Source organism: Zobellella maritima, assembly GCF_003075035.1.
Classification (GTDB): Bacteria; Pseudomonadota; Gammaproteobacteria; order Enterobacterales; family Aeromonadaceae; genus Oceanimonas; species Oceanimonas maritima.
Genome location: NZ_QCZE01000001.1, coordinates 806,789 through 827,150 on the forward strand (window position 1 = coordinate 806,789; position 20,362 = coordinate 827,150).

16 protein-coding genes are annotated in these 20,362 nt (G+C 54.7%); 10 read left to right on the forward strand and 6 right to left on the reverse strand.

Annotated elements, in window-relative coordinates:
- Nucleotides 1-588: 588 nt before the first annotated feature.
- Entirely contained in the window at nucleotides 589-1,350 is a 762-nt protein-coding gene (locus DCS96_RS03655) for an SDR family NAD(P)-dependent oxidoreductase (RefSeq protein WP_116472985.1), read from the reverse strand.
- A gap of 404 nt (nucleotides 1,351-1,754) precedes the next feature.
- Here DCS96_RS03655 and hisD point away from each other — a divergent pair, with 404 nt between their 5' ends.
- The 3 genes from hisD (at nucleotide 1,755) to DCS96_RS03670 (ending at nucleotide 5,162) form a co-directional block, all read left to right on the forward strand.
- Nucleotides 1,755-3,050: a histidinol dehydrogenase gene (gene hisD / locus DCS96_RS03660; protein ID WP_116472986.1), complete on the forward strand. Its 1,296-nt coding sequence runs from the start codon at nucleotides 1,755-1,757 to the stop codon at nucleotides 3,048-3,050.
- Nucleotides 3,051-3,277: 227 nt separating this feature from the next.
- Nucleotides 3,278-4,072: an HpcH/HpaI aldolase family protein gene (locus tag DCS96_RS03665; RefSeq protein WP_116472987.1), complete on the forward strand. Its 795-nt coding sequence runs from the start codon at nucleotides 3,278-3,280 to the stop codon at nucleotides 4,070-4,072.
- A gap of 46 nt (nucleotides 4,073-4,118) precedes the next feature.
- The gene (locus DCS96_RS03670; protein WP_116472988.1) at nucleotides 4,119-5,162 is read left to right on the forward strand and encodes a cupin domain-containing protein; all 1,044 of its coding nucleotides are present in this window, start codon (nucleotides 4,119-4,121) and stop codon (nucleotides 5,160-5,162) included.
- Nucleotides 5,163-5,242: 80 nt separating this feature from the next.
- Here the strand turns inward: DCS96_RS03670 and DCS96_RS03675 are convergent, their stop codons facing one another.
- Nucleotides 5,243-5,944, reverse strand: a complete 702-nt coding sequence (locus DCS96_RS03675; RefSeq protein WP_116472989.1) for an alpha/beta fold hydrolase — start codon at nucleotides 5,942-5,944, stop codon at nucleotides 5,243-5,245.
- A gap of 397 nt (nucleotides 5,945-6,341) precedes the next feature.
- On the opposite strand from DCS96_RS03675, the gene DCS96_RS03680 reads away from it, so the two are divergent.
- Both DCS96_RS03680 and DCS96_RS03685 read left to right on the forward strand, forming a co-directional pair.
- Nucleotides 6,342-7,376 (forward strand): LacI family DNA-binding transcriptional regulator, encoded by a 1,035-nt coding sequence (locus tag DCS96_RS03680; RefSeq protein ID WP_116472990.1) that lies wholly within the window; start codon nucleotides 6,342-6,344, stop codon nucleotides 7,374-7,376.
- 197 nt (nucleotides 7,377-7,573) lie between these two features.
- Complete coding sequence (locus DCS96_RS03685; RefSeq protein WP_116472991.1) at nucleotides 7,574-8,890, forward strand: hypothetical protein; 1,317 nt, start codon at nucleotides 7,574-7,576, stop codon at nucleotides 8,888-8,890.
- A 534-nt stretch (nucleotides 8,891-9,424) separates the two neighbouring features.
- Here DCS96_RS03685 and DCS96_RS03695 read toward each other — a convergent pair.
- Nucleotides 9,425-11,368, reverse strand: a complete 1,944-nt coding sequence (locus tag DCS96_RS03695) for a TRAP transporter permease (protein ID WP_116472993.1) — start codon at nucleotides 11,366-11,368, stop codon at nucleotides 9,425-9,427.
- Nucleotides 11,369-11,455: 87 nt separating this feature from the next.
- On the reverse strand, nucleotides 11,456-12,412 hold the full coding sequence (locus tag DCS96_RS03700; protein ID WP_116472994.1) for a TAXI family TRAP transporter solute-binding subunit: 957 nt from the start codon (nucleotides 12,410-12,412) through the stop codon (nucleotides 11,456-11,458).
- Between the two features lie 915 nt (nucleotides 12,413-13,327).
- On the opposite strand from DCS96_RS03700, the gene DCS96_RS03705 reads away from it, so the two are divergent.
- A complete protein-coding gene (locus DCS96_RS03705) occupies nucleotides 13,328-14,047 on the forward strand; it encodes an RraA family protein (RefSeq protein WP_116472995.1) in 720 nt (239 codons plus the stop codon).
- A gap of 17 nt (nucleotides 14,048-14,064) precedes the next feature.
- Nucleotides 14,065-14,310, forward strand: coding sequence for an NAD(P)-dependent oxidoreductase (locus DCS96_RS19030; RefSeq protein ID WP_157953569.1), 246 nt, complete (start codon nucleotides 14,065-14,067; stop codon nucleotides 14,308-14,310).
- A gap of 183 nt (nucleotides 14,311-14,493) precedes the next feature.
- On the opposite strand, the gene DCS96_RS03715 is transcribed toward DCS96_RS19030, so the two are convergent.
- Nucleotides 14,494-15,450, reverse strand: a complete 957-nt coding sequence (locus DCS96_RS03715) for an amidohydrolase family protein (protein WP_157953570.1) — start codon at nucleotides 15,448-15,450, stop codon at nucleotides 14,494-14,496.
- 407 nt (nucleotides 15,451-15,857) lie between these two features.
- On the opposite strand from DCS96_RS03715, the gene DCS96_RS03720 reads away from it, so the two are divergent.
- The 3 genes from DCS96_RS03720 (at nucleotide 15,858) to DCS96_RS03730 (ending at nucleotide 19,260) form a co-directional block, all read left to right on the forward strand.
- Nucleotides 15,858-16,949 carry an ABC transporter ATP-binding protein gene (locus tag DCS96_RS03720; RefSeq protein WP_116472998.1) on the forward strand — a complete coding sequence of 364 codons (1,092 nt, stop codon included), beginning with the start codon at nucleotides 15,858-15,860 and terminating at the stop codon, nucleotides 16,947-16,949.
- A gap of 143 nt (nucleotides 16,950-17,092) precedes the next feature.
- Complete coding sequence (locus DCS96_RS03725) at nucleotides 17,093-18,226, forward strand: cobalamin-independent methionine synthase II family protein (RefSeq protein ID WP_116472999.1); 1,134 nt, start codon at nucleotides 17,093-17,095, stop codon at nucleotides 18,224-18,226.
- A gap of 26 nt (nucleotides 18,227-18,252) precedes the next feature.
- Nucleotides 18,253-19,260: a nuclear transport factor 2 family protein gene (locus DCS96_RS03730; protein WP_116473000.1), complete on the forward strand. Its 1,008-nt coding sequence runs from the start codon at nucleotides 18,253-18,255 to the stop codon at nucleotides 19,258-19,260.
- 232 nt (nucleotides 19,261-19,492) lie between these two features.
- On the opposite strand, the gene DCS96_RS03735 is transcribed toward DCS96_RS03730, so the two are convergent.
- Nucleotides 19,493-20,308: an MFS transporter gene (locus DCS96_RS03735; protein ID WP_116473001.1), complete on the reverse strand. Its 816-nt coding sequence runs from the start codon at nucleotides 20,306-20,308 to the stop codon at nucleotides 19,493-19,495.
- Between the last annotated feature and the right edge of the window lie 54 nt (nucleotides 20,309-20,362).

Below are 20,362 nucleotides of genomic sequence, written 5' to 3' on the forward strand. Positions count from 1 at the left end.
CCGATCAGATGAAGCTGCCACATATCATTGCGGCGGGGGAGCCCTCACAACAAACCTCAACTCCGGCTGATCCGGCAGATGCGCTGTAGGAGGCGCGACCTCGCGGCGATATGGCCACAGGCCATCTGGCATCTTCACAGACAGGAACATCGCAGTGATGGTAGAAAGCACCGGGCCGATCAGATGAACCCGTGAGAGTTTTCCTGACTGTCGTGACCGATCCTGATGGTCGTTGTCGCATGGGCAGTGCCCATGCAGAAAGCCATGCCGACTGCTATCGCCAGCGTTTAAGAATCGCTTTCATGTTACAACTCCCCTTTGTATCCAGTTTGCAGCCGGTAGTGGTGAACGGCTGGGATCATGCATTTTACCAGACCGGGATTAATGTCATGCAAACGCACCCATTCATCTCAGTCATCAACGTTGCAATGCCAAACACAATTGGTTGCAACCAACCGGATAATTAACGAAAAAGACATAATCCAGGTGACAAAAGAACTCTTTTTGTTCGCCTGCCTTGGCATGAAAGTCGATATTACAGGGAAGGGCGTGTGCAAGGCGCCGCTTGGCGCCTTTGATAAGGAGGCATTACTGGGCGGTCCAGCCACCGTCAACCTTGAGGCTGGAACCGGTCACCAGGCGGCTGGCATCGGATGCCAGGTATACGATGGCGCCCATGAGATCGCTGACGTCACCGACCATCCCAAGCGGTATTTTGCTCAGCACGTCTTTCTGGAAGGATTCGGACTCGAAAAAGGGTTGGGTCATGGGGGTGGAGATAAAGGTAGGGCAGAGGGTATTGACCCGGATCCCCTGCGGTGCCAGCTCCACCGCCATGGCCTTGGTGAGGCCTTCGATGGCGTGTTTGGTCATGCAGTAGACGGTTCTATTGGCCGCTCCCACGTGTCCCATCTGCGAAGACATATTGATGATGCTGCCACCGCCTTGGGCCTGCATTTTATCGGCGGCCAGCTGAGCCATGAAGAAGGCACCTTTGACATTGAGCTGGACCAGTTGATCGAAGTGCTCTTCACTGACCTCGGCAAAGGGCTCCGGAATATTGGTACCGGCATTGTTGACCAGGATATCGATCCTGGCCAGGGCGGCTACCTTCAACCGAATATCCTGTACCGAAGAAACATCCGCAACCAGCGGGGTTGCCTTGCCACCGATAGAGGCGATTTCCTCGCAGACTGATGTCAGTGAGGCCTGGCTGCGTGCGATACAAATCACCTCTGCTCCATATTCTGCCAGGCCAATGGCGATCGCCCTGCCTATCCCCTTGCTGGCGCCGGTAACCAGGGCGGTCTTGTCCTGTAAGGAAAACGACGGTGTTCTCGGAATACTCATAATCAGCCTCTTGTATTGTGGATATATAAGGCTAGTTTTAATTCATTTAACATACGTATGCAATTGTGATTTGCCAGCGGGTCACCTGGCCCCGGCAGTAGTGCTATTTGATATGCATACAAATTAGATTAAAAACGGTCTCAAATCGATCTGCAGGGGTAATAACAGCGGGGTTGTATTGACCGAACATGCAGACAGGCTTGGTGATATATCATCTTCCATCTGTTAAGTCATTGTTATTATTGCTGTTGTTTTTATTGTTAGAAAATTGCCACAGGTTTTTACATTTACTGTTGACCTCGCCCATCTTAGTGGCTAGTCTAATTGCTAATGCATACGAATTCATTCGATGGCAGCAAGTTTGTTCAAGGCATCAACCAAATATAAAAGAGGCTGGTATTTCTATGGCTAAGTATCTGAAAGATGGAATCAATGTTGAAGTGGCGGCGGCGAACAACCGTGAAGTTCAGCAAACGGTAGAAAATATTCTGGGTGACATAGGTGCCCGCGGCGATGCAGCCGTGCGCGATCTGTCGGCCAAGTTTGATAAATGGAATCCGGCGTCTTTCCGTCTTAGCCAGGAAGAGATCGAGGCTTGTGTCAACAGCCTGCCCGAGAGCGTGATCCGGGATATCGAGTTTGCCCAGACCCAGGTACGTCGCTTTGCCGAAATTCAGCGGGCTTCCATGCTGGATGTGGAGCAGGAAACCCTGCCGGGCGTGACCCTGGGTCACAAGCATATCCCGGTTAACAGCGTGGGCTGCTATGTGCCCGGCGGCAAGTATCCCCTAGTGGCATCTGCCCATATGAGCGTGCTGACTGCCAAGGTGGCAGGGGTTAAGCGAGTGATTGCCTGCGCTCCTCCCTTCAATGGCAAGCCGAGCCCAGCCATCGTTGCCGCCATGCATATGGCCGGCGCGGATGAAATCTATTGCTTCGGTGGTGTTCAGGCCGTCGGCGCCATGGCGCTCGGGACCGAAACCATAGCGCCGGTGGACATGATCGTCGGTCCCGGCAACGCCTTCGTGGCCGAAGCCAAGCGCCAGCTGTTCGGCCGCGTCGGCATCGACCTTTTTGCCGGCCCCACCGAAACCCTGGTCATTGCCGATGAGATAGGCTGTGATCCGGAGCTGGCCGCCGCCGATCTGCTGGGCCAGGCCGAGCACGGTTACAACTCGCCGGCGGTACTGCTGACCAATTCCGAAGACTTCGCCCGCGAGACCATCAAGGAAGTGGAGCGTCAGCTGACCATATTGCCGACTGCCGAAGTGGCGGGTAAGGCATGGCAGGATTATGGCCAGGTTATCGTCTGCGACAGCTATGAAGAAATGGTGGAAGTTGCCGATGAGCTGGCGTCCGAGCACGTACAGGTGATGACCCGGGATCCGAATTATTTCCTGGAAAACATGACCAACTTCGGTGCCCTGTTCCTGGGCCGCGAAACCAATGTCTCTTACGGTGACAAGGTAATCGGTACCAACCATACGCTGCCGACCATGAAGGCGGCGCGCTATACCGGTGGCCTGTGGGTAGGTAAATTCATCAAGACCTGTACCTATCAGCGGGTGACTCCGGAAGCTTCGCTGATGGTGGGTGAGTACTGTTCCCGCCTGTGTGCACTGGAAGGCTTTGCCGGTCACCAGGAGCAGGCCGATATCCGGGTTCGCCGGTATCAGGAGCAATTCAAGCAGGTCGGCTAAGCCGGGCCCAGGTCTTAATTAAAATAACGGTTTATGCCTGATGGCGGCGGGCTTAAGCTGGCGTTATCCCGGTCACGGGCTTTCAGATCAGCGGTTTAAGCAACCGGTGATCTGTTTTTTTATCTTCGCAGTCTGTTTCGGGCCGGTTATCAGGCCGCTCGGGGACAGGGGTACCGCTTTTGATGAATCAGAGCGGTTGCACGTCGCAACAAGCACAAGGGGGGGCCATGGCCACAGCAAATACACTTAAACAAGATTTGAAAAGCAAGGCGCCCATGATGGGGACCTTTGTAAAAACGCCGTCGCCAATCATTGTTGAGGTACTGGCAGACACGGGGCTGGATTTTCTGATCCTGGATGCAGAGCACGCACCCTTCGGTCGTGAGGCGCTGGATCTGTGTGTGATGACGGCACGGCTCAAGGGATGTCGTGTCGTGGTCCGCATTCCCGATGATGCACCCGGTACCATTCTTAATGCGCTGGATCTGGGTGCCGACGGCATCATGGTGCCCCATGTCAAGTCGGCGGCCCAGGCCGAGGCACTGGTCAAGGCGGCCCATTACGGTGCAGGTGGCCGCGGTTATGCAGGCTCCACCCGAGCCGCAGGCTATGGCACAGTGCCCATGGCCCGCCACAAGGCCAACTCGGCAGCCAATACGGTAGTGATTGCACAGATAGAAGATCCGGAAGGCGTCGATGCCATCGAAGACATTGCCGCTGTGGAAGGACTGGATTGCCTGTTTATCGGCCGGGTGGATCTGGCGGTGGCCTACGGCGCGACCAGCATGCAGGATGCGGTCGTGGAGGAAGCGACCATGAAGGTGTGCCAGGCCGGTCGGGACAAGAAGATGACAGTGGGCATGTTCCTGCCGGATATGACCGAAGTTCCCCATTTTCTGGCGCAAGATGTCAGCTTTTTCGGCATGGCATCCGAGCACAAGATGATCCAGGACGGATTCAGAGCCCTGCTGGACAGCGCCGAATGGGCCGAGGCGGAGCAACAGGCGAGTCCGGGTGCCTGAAGGGATGCTGTCAGCGCAGCAACTTTATCAATGAGAGGTGAAGTAAATGAATATTCAGTCAGTAAGCCGGGAAACCATGCAAGGGCGTCTCATTCGTTACAATGAATTGATCCCCTGCAAATCGGCATTTATCGACGCCCATACCCCCAATAGTGACAAGAAAGACAATTTCTGCATTATCGGCCCGGGTGTAGCAGAAAACCCGAATCAACATGTGCACCTGCGCCTGCCGCATGGTTACAACATTGGAGCCGCCGGTCAGCCGCCACATATTACCAATTCACTGCATAGTCATTTCTCTGCCGAAGTGTTCATGGTTTTTTCCGGTACCTGGCGCATCTTCTGGGGAGCCCAGGGTCAGCACGAGGCCGTGGTCAAGCCGGGCGAAGTGGTCAATGTTCCCACCAACATGTTCCGCGGCTTTCAGAATATCGGCGACGACTACGGCATGATGTTTACCGTGCTGGGCGGTGATGATTGTGGCGGTGGTGTGGTGTGGGCCCCGCAGGTGCTGGAAGCGGCTCAGGATCATGGCCTGGTGTTGCTGGAAGATGGCACCCTGATTGATACCAAGGCCGGTGAAACCATCCCCGCCGGTCATCAGCCGGTACAACCGATGTCGGCGCAAGAGGTCGCCCGTTTCGACGAGTACAGTGTGGCAGAGATGCTGGCGCGCTTTGTCTGCACAACCGAGCAGCTCAGGCCTGAACTGGGAACCCGGCTCGGTAATGCCGGGCTCGGCACCGAATACGTGCGGCATCATATTATCGGCCCGACCGGACAGTCCGGCACACCCGTTATCCTCCAGGATGATCAGGCCGGATTCAACCTCTATGGCATCGCCGCCGTGCCGGGCCAGGGTACCTCGGTCACGGTACGCGGCGAGCAGGAAGTGTGGCACGTCAGTCGCGGCCAATGGCGCCTGAGCTGGGGACAGCAGGGAGAGCAAGGCTCGCTGGAGATGGGGGCGGGGGATGTGATTTCCATACCGGCCGGTGTACCCAAGCGGCTGGAGAATATCGGGCCCGAAGACGGCTTCTGCTTCAACGTCGTGAATGGCGTTCAGGCCGATGAGGCGCAGATCCTCTAACTCCTTACTTGTATGTACGCCTGTGTCTTGTAATGACCAGGACACAGGCGTCTTTTCCTTACCTATGTTTCAATCTGGGACTATCGCGACAGCCAGGCCCGCAGTTCGGCGGTAACCACCTCAGGCTGTTCCAGCGTCGACAGGTGGCCACAGCGCTCCAACAGCACCAGCCTGGCATCAGGGATCTCTTCGGCCATTTCCTGATGGCGATCGGGGTTACAAATCACGTCTTCCTTTCCACCCAGTACCAGGGTTGGGCAATGGATTGCTCCCAGGGTGGGCCGGCTGTCGGCTCGTGTCCTGACTGCCTCAAGCTGGTTGTAAAACACCTCCATGCCGCACGCCACAGCCATATCAACAATAGTCTGTATCAGTGGTGAGTTATCCCGATTATCTTCGTGCAGATAAAGGGGGATCAGGGTTTCCCTCAGCAGGGACTCCAGTCCCTGCCGCTGTGCATGTTGCAGCTGTCTGCGCCGGCTCGCTTCATTTTCCGGGATATCCGGTCGCGCATTGGTATTCAGCAAGGCCAGGTGACTGATCCGCTCGGGCGCCTGGCGCATCACCTCGAGGGCCAGAATGCCCCCATAGGAAAGGCCGGCAAGGGCGAAGCGGGAGGGGGCCTGTTGCAGCAGTTGCCGTGCCTGGGACTCGGTAGATGGATGGCTACCCACATCCATGACCATTGGCTGGGCGATATCGGACAGATGCAGGACCTGATGTGCCCACAAACGGTGGTTGCACAGGGTACCGGGCAGCAATAGCAGTGGTATTCTACTCATAAATCTTCATATCCCTCGTTACATGTACTTATGCATTGCGGCTGAAACCATGTCGGGCGATCAACATGGCACGCTATGGGTTCGAATGCAATTGCATTGCCCGATTAACCGCAGCTAATTGCATTTATGCTGTTGGTGACCCTTGTTCAACAGGATATACTGTGTTCAGTTTTTCTCCATTGCGCATGCAAGCCGGTCTTCATTTTAATCGACGGGTAAAGTTTCTTCTTTCTTCTGCCGCCAGCCATCACAGATGCAGGGTATAGAGGCTGGAAGTGTAGAGAGTATGGTTATCTGGCGCTTGCATGCGTATCTAATGTGGGGAGCAATCCGGGGCTTGGCCAGGCGTCCTGGTTGGGCATAGTGAGCGTAATTCAAGTTATAGAAGGAACAGGTTATGAGGCCTGAAAGAGTCACTTCCTCTGATGTGGCAAAAGAGGCTGGCGTCTCGCAATCAGCCGTTTCCAGGGCTTATACGCCCGGAGCCAGTGTCTCGGAGGCAACCAAGGAAAAGGTGTTTGCCGCCGCGAAGAAGCTGGGGTATCAACCGAATGCCATCGCGAGAAGCCTGATCAGCCGACGCTCGAATATGATCGGCATCGTGATGGCGGATATCGTTAATCCGTTTTATCCCGCTGTGCTGGATATGTTTATGCGGTTGTTTCAGGAGCGGGGCCACAGGGTCATGCTGTTCATGGCCTCCCGGGATCAGAATATTGATGACTTGCTGCCTCGGCTGCTGGAATACCAGGTGGATGGAGTCGTGATTACCTCCGTCACCCTATCATCCGAAATGGCCAATTATTGTGCCAAGCTGGGTACCCCGGTGGCCCTGTTCAATCGCTATGTTCCCCAGGCCGAGGCCAGCTCGGTGTGTTGTGATAACATCGATGCTGCCAGAAATGTGGCCGATCTCTTGCTGGATGCGGGGCATCGCCGGCTCGGTTATATCGCTGGGGTGGAAAATACCTCTACCAACCAGGATCGTGAATATGGGTTCACTTCCCGGATCAGGGAACGACGCATGCCTTCGCCGCTGCGTGAAGTGGGCCATTACACCTATGAGGGTGGTTTCGAGGCGGCATTGCGTTTGTTTGCAGGAGAAGACAAGCCGGACGCCCTTTTTTGTGCCAACGATATCATGGCGTTGGGCGTGATGGATGCCATTCGGGGCAAACTGAACCTGCGTATTCCGGAAGATGTCTCCGTTATCGGATTTGACGATATCGCCAGTGCCGGCTGGGAAGGCTACCGTTTGACGACAGTACGTCCGCCGGCTGAGAAAATGGTCGAGCTGACGGTTCAGACCCTGGTTGATTGCATTAATGACCCCAAACAGCCGATGGTCGCATTGATGGAGAAGGGGGAACTGGTGGTCAGGGGCTCGGCCCGTTTGCCCGAGCAATTGCATATGCCTCATGCGCAGGGTTAGCAGTAAGGTGAACGGTTGGTAGACAGCCTTGTGCCAAGCCGCCTATGATGATTTTTGCCCGCAGCCGCACAGCGCTCCGGGCTTTTTTGTGTCGGACGGGGTGGTCGAGAATATGCGCTATACCATTCAGTCTGGCCAGTACTGATGCAACAGGGCAGGAGAGAGTGACTCAGGTAAAACTTTCAGAGAGATACAATTTGATAAGTTGTGGCAGCAGCTTGCTTGGCCGCTATCGCCAGCCGCTGGCCGGCTGGTTTGTTGCCGCTGGCTTGCTGCTGATGATCGCCCGCATCCTGGGCGCCGACCTGTCACCGGCCTGGCCCGGGGTAGCCTATGGGGTGGCATCCGTCCTGCTCTGGCCCCGGCTGGCCCGTCGTAATCGCATTCAGTCGCTGGTGCTGTTGGCCCTGGGGACCTTGTGTCTGCTGTGGAGCCAGGCGCAGGGGACGGTTATGGATCCGGAGCGCCTGCTGGCAGGCAACAGTGCGCTGCTGTCCATGCTGGTGGCGGTGAGCTTCCTGGGGCTGGTCAGCCAGCCGGCCGAACAGCAAGACGAGCGGCTGCCCAGGGGGCGGCGCGCGGTCGGTACCACCCTGATGGCGGTGCACCTGTTCGGCGCCGTGATCAACTTGTCAGCCATCTTTATCATCGGTGACCGGCTCGCTCGCCGCCGCGCCCTTAACCGGGAGCAGGTACTGGTGCTGGTGCGCGGTTTTTCCGGTGCGGCCCTGTGGTCGCCCTTCTTTGCCGCCATGGCGGTGGCCCTGAGTTTTGCCCCGGACGCCCGGCTGTCCGCCGTCTGGCTGGTGAGTATTCCGCTGGCTGCCCTGTCGTTGTTGCTTGCCTTCTGGCTGCAGGGGCGGGCAGAAGGCACGGACAAGGTTGAATTTACCGGTTATCCCATGCATTACGGGGCCCTCTGGCTGCCCCTGCTGCTGGCGGCGGTGGTATTCGTGATGCACCGGCTTTACCCGGCGCTATCGGTGCTGGCGGTGATCACCGTGCTGACCCCGCTGCTGACCTTGCTGGTGCTGCCGTGGCGCAGCCGCGAGCCTTTGGGGATATTAAACCGGCAGATCAGCGGTCGGTTGCCGCAGATGGCCAACGAGTTGATGCTGTTTCAGTGCGCGGGTGTGCTCGGCTATGGCCTGGAGCTGCTGGTGTCGGGCATGGGCGGCGGTCTGTCGCTGAACGGCTTCGGCGCGTTCGAGGCTTCCCTGTGCTACGGGGCCATAGTGCTGCTGTCGCTGGTGGGGGTGCACCCCATCATCAGTATTGCCTTTGTTGGCTCGCTGTTGGCGCCGCTTGAGCCGGATCATACCCTGCTGGCGCTGGCCTTCCTGGCATCCTGGTCTCTTGGCGCCGTGGTAGGACCCTTGTCGGGGATGAACCTGGCGGTGCAGGGCCGTTACGGGGTGGATTCCTTTCAGATAATGCGTTGGAACCTGGGGTATCTGACAGTGATGTCGTTGCTGGTGGTAGCGGCGCTCTATCTGTTGGAAAGGACCCTGTAGTAGGCATACTGCAGGGGGAGTGGGTGGCTCAAGATACACTTTTGCAGTAAGGGTCAGCCGACCTCTGGATGATGACTCAAGATCTGATGTATGCCTTGCATATTCCGATTTTGGCAATGGTGTTGCATTACGTCTTCCGCCGAATCGTCATCCAGATCTGCATAGCCGACGATGGCAGGAGGGTAATGTCCGGGGTTTTGTTCGGCAACCGGGTTGCCCATTGCGCCATCCGCCTGGACATGAACTGACTTGTTAGCGTGCAGACAAACAATATCTCGCCGATATCCCTCGAAGCATGATGGGTCAGATGTCAGGGTGATAGCGGGAACAGCGCTTGTATGACAATCGTTATTTAACGTGTTGTGGGAAGCGACTGAGTTGACGATGAGTACAGGCTTAAACGATGATCAGATTGTTATTGAAGTTGGTATAACCATTGTCAGGTTATGGTGATTATATTATTAACCTATAGGGGTTAGGGAAGTAAACGCCGGTCAGATTGACCGGCGTATTTATTGGTTATTGATAATATCGTTATACTTCTTCGGCTGGATGTGCACCATCATGACGATATGATTTAGGTAGCAAAACTTTATATACGACACTCAGGATAAGTAGGGCCGAAATCGTAGTAACCCAGCTCGGATAAATGGCCATTCCAATAGGGAGAAGCCATAAGCACCAAGAGTAATTATCTTTACCAAATACCGGCTGGGCAGCAAAGAAAGATGCCGCTGAAAGAGTGAAACCTACGCCGGAGGCAACACCCAGAGCAATCGCCTGAACGCCACCATTACCTAACAACCCCGGATAAACCAACAACAGCATAGGGATCACATAGGCTGCTCCTCCTAATCGCAGAGTATAAGCGGCTACGCGCCCCCAAGGCTCTTTGCTAATCATCGCAGATACGAATACCGCCACGCAAACCGGCGGAGTAACAACCGACAAAGCTGCATAGTAGAGCACAAACAGGTGCACAGCCAGCGGATCGATACCCAGCTGGATGAGAGCCGGTGCAAAAACGGCTGCGACCAGTACATAAGCAGCCGACGTAGGGAGACCCATACCAGCAATCAGACATACGATGGCCATGATAATCGCAATGAGCCAGGTATTGCCCTGTCCAAGCTCTAGGATGGCACCAGTAATTGCAACCCCAATGCCTGTCAGATTCACCATGGCAACAAAGACCTGGGCAGCAATTAACAGGATGCCCACAATCAATATGCCGCGGCCTCCATCTTCCAGGGCGCGTATCAGGGTTTTACCTATTACCCGCCATTGGATTCCCTCACTACGGCTGGCCACCACATAGGCAATAATGATTCCTATCATGCCAAAGCAGGCCGTGAGTCCGATGGAATTCCCCTGCACAATGCCGATGGCAAGACCTAGTGCAGCACAAACAATCGGGGACAACCGACGCCAGTTAAGTGCAGACCGCCAATCAGGCAGCTCCTCATCAGACACTTGACCAAGATTACGGCGCTTGGCGATCAGGTGAACGCTGGTAAAAATACCTATATATAACAGGATGGCAGGGATTAATGCTGATAGGGCAATTTTCCAGTAATTTTCTCCGACGAGTTCAGCCATCACAAAGGCGGCTGTACCCATAATTGGCGGCGCCAGTTGTCCACCTGTTGAGGCAATGGCTTCAACACCACCTGCAAACGCGGCGGGATACTTCAGACGTTTCATTAAGGGAATGGTAAAATTACCCGTGGTGGCGACATTGGCGACCGAACTACCACTGATAGTTCCAAACAGACCGGAGGCAACGGTTGCAATCTTGGCTGCACCACCGGGAGAACGGCCACCTGCCCGTGCTGAAAGATCGAAAAATGTCTGTCCTGCTCCTGTATGAAGTAAAAGGCTACCAAACAGTACAAAGGCCGCCAGAGTAGTGGAAGCGATACCTACCAGCATTCCCCAAAGCCCACGATCAGAAAGTAATATAATCTCGGAAATGTAGTCTATATCGAACCCCCGATGACCAAAGGCACCGGGAATTAAGTCGCCAAAGTAAGCATAAACGATGGCTGAACCAACCAATATTGGAAAGAGCGGACTGGTTGTTCGGCGAGCAAGTTCAAGTATAACGAGCAGAGTACCAAGCCCGAGATAGATATCAATATCTTCGGCGAACGGCTGTTCATTCATGATGACATCAAAGTTAATGATAATATAGGTCGTTGTCGTTACTACAATTAGACCTGCACTGAAATCCAGTAATATGCCAAGCATCCGCCAACTCTTGCCTTGTCCTAATGGATACATAAGCAGGCCAAGAATGGTGACCATAGACACGAAGAGCGATCGCTGTATCAGCGTCTCGAACGCACCATAAAAAGATGTATAGAATACGAAGCAACCAATCATTATTGCAACTGCTGCTGCCGATAACTCTTTGAACGGCAATAAAGATGAACTATTCGTATGATCCTGTGTGGCTTGGGAGATATTTTGAGACATAGGCACTCTCTGAAGGTGTAATGCAATATAAAATAAGCTGTGATATCGAACTGATACTTTCGATATCACAGCTATGTGCCAATCGGGTTAACGCAGACGTTCCGGTACGTTCAACCCTATTTCTTCAAAATAACGAATGGCTCCTGGATGCAGGGGGGAGGTTGCATACTTAAGTGTCAATTCAGCCAGGTTCTGACCTTTTACATCGGCATAGGCTGCTGCCTGCTCGACCTTGTCTTCCATAACGGCTTTGACAATATTGTATGCAGTCTCATCATCAAGTTCGGGAGATGCCGCAACACCGATCATGAACCCCCACGTAGAGTATGGTCCACTGTGTTCCATTTCCCCTCCCGGCATTTCTACGATGGATAATTCCGGCAGTTTTTCAACGATCAATTGTTCTTGTGCATCAGTGAGACCCAAAACCTGGACCGGTGTAAAGGTAGCAATATCGGTGGTAAGCGCATCAAACTTGGTGCCGACCGCCGATTTGACGAAACCGATGGCCCGATTATCCTTTATCGCTGCTGCCAGCTCTCCGTTGGAGCCGCGTTTCCAATTCGGCTTAATGCCCATAAGTTCGAGAACTTCCAGTGATGTAGACTCTGTCGAAGAGCCTCGCTGACCAGGTCCCAGTTCCTTGCCTTCGAGCTCGGCAATGGTACTCACCCCACTGTCACGTCTGACTACAACATTTTGTGGTGCCAGGCTGTAAGCCCATAGTAGTTTTGACTCTATGGGGCGCCCTTCAAAAGATTTAACGCCATTGTATGCCTGATAAAGAGTGCTGGTTGTTACCAAACCGATATCGAGCTGGTTACGAGCCATCCGTTTTAGGTTATCCACAGTTGCACCGGTTTCAACAACCGATGCCTGGTAGTCGGGATACGCTTTGTTGACCACTTTTACTAGAGAAGCAAAGTAGGCGTAATGGGCCGACTGAGAGTTAGTGGCACCAAAAGCCAATCGCTCTTCTGCCAATGCCTGGCCGGCAACTAGCAAGCCTATGGCACCCGCAAGAGTTAATGCTTTTTTATACATCGATATCGCTCCTTGATGGAATAGTTATATATGCAGCGTCCATTACCACCCTGAGTCGCAGTAGGGCGCGCAGAGTGTAAAATAATGGTTATGCATGCGTATTCATTTTTAGCTCAATTTAAGCGACAGTCAAGGTAAAATAAGCTACAGACCTAATATTGTGATGACTGCAGCATCAATTTTTGCGGTACCCACTTTTAGCATTAGGCACTGATTCCTAAATCAGGGCACATCTGTCTTACCCATGATCCGCCCTGTCAACGAACGGAATCAGCAGTTGAGGCATGAGAAAGGCACAACACACTGCTGTTTGTGGCCAGCGATGAGCTGACCAATAATGCCGTGGTGCTGACGCCTCATCCAGATCTGCAAAGCCGATGATGGCATGAGGGTCGTGTTCGGGGTTTTGCTCGGCAACGGCCTGCAACCATTTGGTCTCGGCAACCGGATCGCCCATGGCGCCATCGGCCTGGACATGCACTGAGGTGCTGACGAACGATATCTCACTGATATTCTTTGACCAGATAATCCCGCTGAGTGGGTGAGGGGTCGCCGAAGGGCTTGGGGGTCCCCTTATCCTTGAGCCATTTGTAGTCCAGTGTTTCCAGTTGCCAGAGAAAATAATGGCTATCAACCAAAGGATGCAGCTGATTCCAGGAAGTGTCTGATTTATTGTGGTGAGGGTTGTTTATTTGGGTCTAATGCAAAGCTTCCTGGGCTTCTTTTGGATGAATGTAGACCGATTTATTGCCTTGGCCTAAAGCCCTTCAGGAGGAGATGTCAACTGTCTTTGTAACTCAAGTGTTATTAAAAGGTTATCATTCTTGTGGCTAGATTGCATTCGTAGTACCTTTTGTTGAGTGAGTTCCGTGAGCCTGAACACTGCTGAGTTTAACTTCAAAAGGGATAACTGAAATGTCTGATGCAATTGCAAGCCATCCCCTCATAGAGACCGAGATGCTGGAGTATCTTCGTCAATATGATACCCCGACGATCTGTAATGCGCTGGATATCGCAATGCCGGAAAAGTCGCGTTTGACTGGCTTTACCCGTACCCAATTCGTCGCTTTAGATTCTGACTTGCCGCCCATAGTGGGTTATGCACGAACGGCCATGATCAGGTCGACAAGCCCATTTTGCCCGGCCGAAAAACGTGCCAAGGCGTTGGAGTATTATGAATATACGTCCAACGGAGTAGGGCCGACAATTGTTGTGGTTCAGGATATCGATGCTAATCCAGGGCTTGGCGCTCACTGGGGGGAAGTGCACACTGCGCTACATCAGAAGCTCGGCTCTGTCGGCGCGATAACCAATGGTTCGTTCCGGGATATTGATGACAGTGCCAGGGGTTTTCAGGACCTGGGCGGAAGTATAAACCCCAGCCATGCTTACGTGCATGTGGTCGATTACGGGGGCGAAGTCGAGATATTTGGTATGAACGTCAAGCATGGTGACTTACTGCATGCGGACAAGCATGGCGCCGCCGTCATCCCTTTCGAGGCGGTGCACAAGCTGCCGGCTGCAATTAAGACCATTGCTGCGCGAGAGAAAGTGATACTGGATGCGATCAAGGATCCGGATTTTGATATTGAGATGCTGAAGCAAGCGGTTGGTAAATCGGCTGAAATTCACTAAACCTGATCGCCCATAGTTTGGATGTCAAAAGCGGCCAGTGGGGACAATCAGGACAGTTCTGTTTTTTCAATCATCCGATAAGGGATCTGGTGGGCAGCCGGCTGGGTATTATCGGAGAGGGCATTCTGGGTCAGCACATGACCAAGATTGGTCGCGCCCTGGGTATGGACGTTGTGTTTTCAGCTCACAAGGGGCGATACGATATGGGGCCCGAATTCATGCCTTTCGAGGAGGTGTTGGCCAGCTGCGATATTATTATGTAAACATCCCTATTTTAGTTACATCACAAATCAGAGCCGGAAACGCCCCTCCCTAAAGGGCATGATGTGGAGTCAGTGGCAAGCGGCAAGTTTTGAGCCAAAACGCTTGCTGGCGGGTACAGTGTGTTGCTGTTCCTAACTTGCCGGGAAAATATCCTGCGGTAGTTTCACCGCAGGATATTTTCTTCAGATGCGATAAAATCGCTCGGCATTGGCTGCCAATATATTGGTTTGTTCGTCTGTGCTCAGTTGCAGCAATTGGCGACGGTAGCTCTCCATCACCTGATCGTAGCTTGCGCTCAGGCTGTCCACCGGAAAATTCGAGCCCACCATTACCCGTTTGCTGCCGAACAGTTCCAGCAGGGTGTCGGTGACAAAGCTTAGTCGTTGCTCATTCCAATGCCGGTCGAACATGCCCAGGCCGGACATCTTGACGTACACCTGTTCTAGTTCTGCCAGTAAGCTTAGGGAGTATTTCCAGGCTGCCAATCCAACGGGGCTTTGATCCCAGGGGCTGCCGGCATGGTCGATGACCACCGGTACGTCCGGGTGTTGCTCCAGGAAACGGGCGGCCTGTTGCATCTGGTGGGGATAGAGCTGCAGGTCAAAGCTCAGCCCTAGCGGGGCGAGTTTGGCAAAGTTGTGGCGCCAGGTGGGTGAGTCCAGATACTCTTTTGCTGTAAAGGACAGCCGGCTGTCGGGATGATGACTCAAGATCTGCCGTATGCCCCGCATATTCCGATGCTGGCAATGGCGTTGCAGTACGTCTTCCGCCGATGCGTCATCCAGGTTTGCATAGCCGACGATGGCGTGGGGGAAGGGATCCGGGTGTCGGTCGGCAATGGCCTGCAGCCAGGCGGTTTCGGTGACCGGATCCGTGATGGCGCCATCGGCCTGGACATGAACGGATTTGATGACATGCTGACTGGCGATATCTCGCCGATATTCCTCGATCAGATAGTCCCGCTGAATGGGTGTGGGGTCGCCAAAAGGCTTGAGGGCTCCCTCATCCTTGAGCCATTTGTAGTCCAGGGCATCGAGTTGCCAGAGATGATGATGGCTGTCCACCAGGGGCAGCAGTGCCGTTGGGGAATGAACGGCTGCGTCATGGTGTTCGTGGTTGGCTTCGTGGGTCTGGTGCATGATTTTATATGGTTCCTTGCCAAGTGAATGTCGGTGATACACGGCAGATACAGGCTGTTCTAGCATGATTGGTCAGATGCCAGGGGATAGCTGGAACAGCGCTTGTATGACAATCGTTATTCAAAGGTTATCATCCTTGTAGTCGTTTTGCATTCGTAGTACATTTTGACCGTGGTAAATAACCGAGTGGTTACTGACCGGTGCAGAACGCCGCCATTCCCATTCGATTACAAACTGCTAAACCGGGCAAGGCTACTATAGGCAGGGCGGTTATAGCGGGCAGCCCTCGTACGGGATATCAACAGACAGTCGGGTCCGTGAAACTGCTGAATGATCGCATGATGTGGTCGACAAACCAGCGGGTTCATGGAGTGCTAAGGACGCAACAAACAGGACAGGAGGCTCCAATGGCGAGCATTACCCTCAAAAACGTAACCAAGCAATGGGGTGATTTCATTGCGGTAAAAGACCTGACGCTGGAAATACAGGACAAGGAGTTCCTGGTGCTGCTTGGACCTTCAGGCTGTGGCAAGACCACCACCATGCGGATGATTGCCGGTCTGGAAGATCCGGATGGTGGTGATGTCTGCATCGGCGGTCGGCGGGTCAACGATCTGGAACCCAAGGATCGTGATGTGGCTATGGTCTTCCAGAGTTACGCTTTGTACCCGCAGATGACGGTGCTGGAGAATATCGCCTTTCCCCTCAAAATCCGTGGCATGGGCAAGGAAGAACGCAAAGAAAAGGCCATGAAGGCAGCCGAGATGGTCGAGCTTGGCAACTTGCTGGAGCGTCGTCCGCGCGAGCTTTCCGGTGGCCAGCGCCAGCGAGTGGCGTTGGCTCGCGCCATCGTGCGTCAGCCGGCGGTGTTTCTGATGGACGAACCCCTGTCGAATCTGGACGCCAAGCTGCGGGGCACCATGCGGGCCCAGCTGAAACACTTGCAGCATGAGCTGGCAACTACCACCGTCTACGTAACCCATGATCAGATTGAGGCCATGACGCTGGCGAGCCGGATTGCGGTGATCAACAAGGGGGTTATCCAGCAGCTGGGCACACCCGAGACCATTTACAACGATCCGGCCAACCTGTTTGTGGCGACCTTTATTGGCTCTCCTCCCATGAATATCGTTCGGGGCTCGATGGAAAAGGGCGGCTTTATCGGGCCTGGCATGGCGGTGGCCGATGTCTCATCTGGCTCTAATACTGATGTCTATCTCGGGGTGCGGCCGGAAGATCTGGAGGTGGTGCCGGCTGGAACAGGGCAGATCAATGCGCCTATCTACTCGTTGGAGCTGACCGGGGAGTCCACCATGGTGACTGTGCGGGTGGGGGATGATTTCGTGACGGCGCGTACCGACCGGTATTTTCGTCAGGATATCAATACCGAGATCGGCATCAGGATAGACCCGTCCAAGGCGTATATTTTCGATGCCAAGACCGAGCAGCGGATCCGTAGAGAAAGCCCTGTTGTCAGCGATATCCGGGCCCGTGCCTAATCCCGGTGGGAGAGGCGCAGCACCCATGACTGGAGTGCATGCGTAGTATTTTATATCGATAAATGTTGCGTTGAAGGTCTGACGGGGCAGCGGATGTTGCTCCCGATATGTATCAGCCACGCTTGGAACAGAGACTGCAGAGGATGACCAGAATACTAACAACCCATGTGGGTTCGTTGCCACGGCAGCAGGACGTGGTTGATTTTATTTTTTCCCGTGAACGAGCCGACGCGTACGATCAATCGGCGTATGACGCCTGCATGAAGCGTGCGGTGGCCGAAACGGTACATAGGCAAAAGCAGGCCGGCGTCGACATCGTCAGCGACGGGGAGACGTCGAAGATTTCTTATGCCACCTATGTGAAGGACCGCTACAGCGGTTTTGCCGGCGACAGCCCGCGCAATGCGCCGGCCGATCTCAAGCTGTTTCCCGGATTTCTGCAGCGGCTGGCGGACTCGGGGGGCACACCGACCTATGCGCGGCCCATGTGCCGGGGAGAGGTGCGTGCCAAGGGGCATGACGATCTGAACAAAGACATCGCCAATCTCAAGGCGGCGATGTCCGGGCAGGGGCTGGAGCGCGGTTTTTTGAATGCGGCCTCTCCGGGGGTCATTTCACTGTTTATGCAGAATGACTATTACCCGACCCGGGATGCCTATCTGGCGGCCCTGGCGGATGCAATGAAGGAAGAATACGAGCTTATCATTGCCTCTGGTCTCGATTTGCAGCTCGATTGTCCCGATCTGGCGCTGTCCCGGCATATGTTGTTCAGTGAGCTGTCGGATCGGGAATTTGTGAAGGTTGCCGAGGCCAATGTGGAGGCGCTCAACCATGCGCTGCAGCGCATTCCGGAAGACAGGGTGCGGCTGCATATCTGCTGGGGTAATTACGAGGGACCCCATGTCTGTGATATCGATATGGACAAGGTATTTTCCACCCTCATGAAGGCGCGAGCGAGCCAGCTGTTGTTCGAGGCGGCCAATCCGCGACATGCTCATGAATGGACCGTATTCCGGGATCGGAAACATGAGATCCCGGACAGCAAAATCCTGGTCCCCGGGGTGGTGGACAGTACTACCAACTTTGTGGAACACCCTGAGCTGGTCGCCCAGCGCATCGCGTGTTTTGCTGCTATCGTCGGGGCAGATCGAGTGATTGCCGGCTCCGACTGCGGTTTCGGGACCTTTGCCGGCTTTGGCGCCGTTGATCCCGACATTGCTTATGCCAAGCTAAAAAGTCTGTCCGAAGGCGCCCGTCTCGCCGGCAGCAGGCTGTAACCCGCATCACCATATCAGGAGCTCATATGAGTCAATACCAGGAAAGCAAGGCACTCGTGCTCGAATATTATCGCGAGCTGGAAATGGCGACCGCGGAGACGGTCGGTGCGGTTGTTGCAAAATACGCCAGCAGTGATTATCAGTGGTACGGCGTTTATCCCTTCAACGAGCAGCGGGGCAGCGAGGCGGTGGTCGAGGCCTTCTGGAAACCCTTCTATCAGGCATGGTCGCCGCTCCAGCGCCGTCAGGATGTATTCTTCGCCGGTACCAATGAAATCGATGGTACCGAATGGGTGGTCAGCATGGGCCACTTCATGGGGCTGCTGGATCACCCCTGGCTGGGTATTCCGGCAACCCGCAAGATAAGCTTCCTGCGTTATGCGGACTTCAACTGCATCAAGGACGGCAAGATAGTCCGCAGCGGTTTCTTCTGCGATATCATCGGGGTTATGCATCAGGCCGGTATCAATCCGCTGCCGCCCCAGACCGGTGCGTCTTTTATCTATCCGGGACCCAGGACCCATGACGGGCTGCTCTTTCAGCCTCAGGAGCAGGCCGAAGGGGTGAAAACCCTGGAGTTGGTCAACCGCATGGTCAAGGATCTCAGTGAACTGAACCAGAGCGGCAACGATCGCTGCCCCCCTGAACTGCTGGCCAAGACCTGGCATGAGGATATGATCTGGTACGGGCCGGCCGGCATCGGCGCCAGCTACACCATTCGCCGTTATCAGGAGCAGCATCAGTATCCGTTCAGAACCGGGCTTAAGGACAAGGTCTTCAACGGCCATATCGCCCGCTTTGCGGAGGGCAATTATGCCGGCTTCTTCGGCTGGCCGAATCTGACCAACACCCCCGTCGGTGGCTTCCTGGGGTTGCCGGGCAATAATGTACGGGCGGATATGCGGGTGGTGGATATCTACCGCCGCGACGGCGACAAGCTGGCAGAAAACTGGGTGCTGATCGACCTGCCTTACTGGCTGAAACAGCAGGGGCTGGATATCTTCGAGCGTACCCGCAGCCTGGTGAACAGCTAAATCATGGATATCGCATGATTAGAGACAGAGACTAGGCCTCGATAAACAGGCCCGCCGTATCAGGGCCGCAAAATGCGCCTGCTTTTCCAGCATGCCCGCCATTCATCATGGCGGGCATATGCGCGGCGGAGCCTTCATGGGGCAGCAAGCTGCCTGTATCCGCTCGGGGCGGAACCGAGTATCCACAGCCGTTATATTTAACCAGTCCACCGTTGGTAACATCCGTTTGGTATCAGTGTTCCCGTTGCGGGTTATATTGTTCCTGCTGTTCCTGCTGTTCCTGCTGTTCCTGCTGTTCCTGCTGTTCCTGCTGTTCCTGCTGTTCCTGCTGTTCCTGCTGTTCCTGCTGCAGCAGGGCGGCATTATAGAGCTCTTTTGATGTCAGCTGCGCATCCGACAGGGCGATAAAGGGCCACTGCTCTTCTTCTGCCCTGGTGGGGTAATAGCGGGTGTGATAGAAGGCCAGCAGGCCGAGTGAGCCGGTGATGGTGGCGTTGAACAGGAACAGTCCCTGGGGGCCTGTCTGTCCCATGATTGTGGCCGCCGTCACCGGGCCCATGCTGGCACCGATACCATAGGCGATGATCATCCCGATGGCGGTCTGTACCCGCTGCCCCTGAGCTCCCTTGTCGTTGCAATAGGCCACACTCAGGGAGTAAATGGTAAAAGACAGCCCGCCGTACAGGGCACCGCTGAGATACAGCAGTTGCGGTGCCGTATCCATGACCGCCACCAGGCCCCAACAGGCCAGTGAAGTGGCAAGGGCAACACCGCACATCACGCGGCGGCGATCCATACGATCGGAGAGCCGGCCCACAGGCCACTGCAATATCAACCCTCCTAGCAATACGGACGCCATGAATGTCGAGGTGGAGGCGAGTGACAGCCCAAGGCCCTGGGCAAAGACGGGGCCCAGTCCATGAAAGGAGGCACTGACCAGCCCTGCACAGCCGGCACCAATAAACCCCAGCGATGAGCGACGATAGAGGGCCAGCAACGGCAGGCGTTGGTATTGGGGGAGGTAAGGTGCCACCGAGCGGGTCAGCAATACGGGTACCAGCGCAAGGGAATAGATGATGGATGCCAGGCTGAACAGGTGAAA

Coding starts and splice junctions, on each gene's coding strand:
- DCS96_RS03680 (WP_116472990.1), top strand. CDS start 6,342: ATGAGGCCTGAAAGAGTCACTTCCTCTGATGTGGCAAAAGAGGCTGGC.
- DCS96_RS03715 (WP_157953570.1), bottom strand. CDS start 15,450: ATGCACCAGACCCACGAAGCCAACCACGAACACCATGACGCAGCCGTT.
- DCS96_RS03670 (WP_116472988.1), top strand. CDS start 4,119: ATGAATATTCAGTCAGTAAGCCGGGAAACCATGCAAGGGCGTCTCATT.
- DCS96_RS03705 (WP_116472995.1), top strand. CDS start 13,328: ATGTCTGATGCAATTGCAAGCCATCCCCTCATAGAGACCGAGATGCTG.
- DCS96_RS03695 (WP_116472993.1), bottom strand. CDS start 11,368: ATGTCTCAAAATATCTCCCAAGCCACACAGGATCATACGAATAGTTCA.
- DCS96_RS03720 (WP_116472998.1), top strand. CDS start 15,858: ATGGCGAGCATTACCCTCAAAAACGTAACCAAGCAATGGGGTGATTTC.
- DCS96_RS03655 (WP_116472985.1), bottom strand. CDS start 1,350: ATGAGTATTCCGAGAACACCGTCGTTTTCCTTACAGGACAAGACCGCC.
- DCS96_RS03725 (WP_116472999.1), top strand. CDS start 17,093: ATGACCAGAATACTAACAACCCATGTGGGTTCGTTGCCACGGCAGCAG.
- DCS96_RS03665 (WP_116472987.1), top strand. CDS start 3,278: ATGGCCACAGCAAATACACTTAAACAAGATTTGAAAAGCAAGGCGCCC.
- hisD (WP_116472986.1), top strand. CDS start 1,755: ATGGCTAAGTATCTGAAAGATGGAATCAATGTTGAAGTGGCGGCGGCG.
- DCS96_RS03700 (WP_116472994.1), bottom strand. CDS start 12,412: ATGTATAAAAAAGCATTAACTCTTGCGGGTGCCATAGGCTTGCTAGTT.
- DCS96_RS03730 (WP_116473000.1), top strand. CDS start 18,253: ATGAGTCAATACCAGGAAAGCAAGGCACTCGTGCTCGAATATTATCGC.
- DCS96_RS03675 (WP_116472989.1), bottom strand. CDS start 5,944: ATGAGTAGAATACCACTGCTATTGCTGCCCGGTACCCTGTGCAACCAC.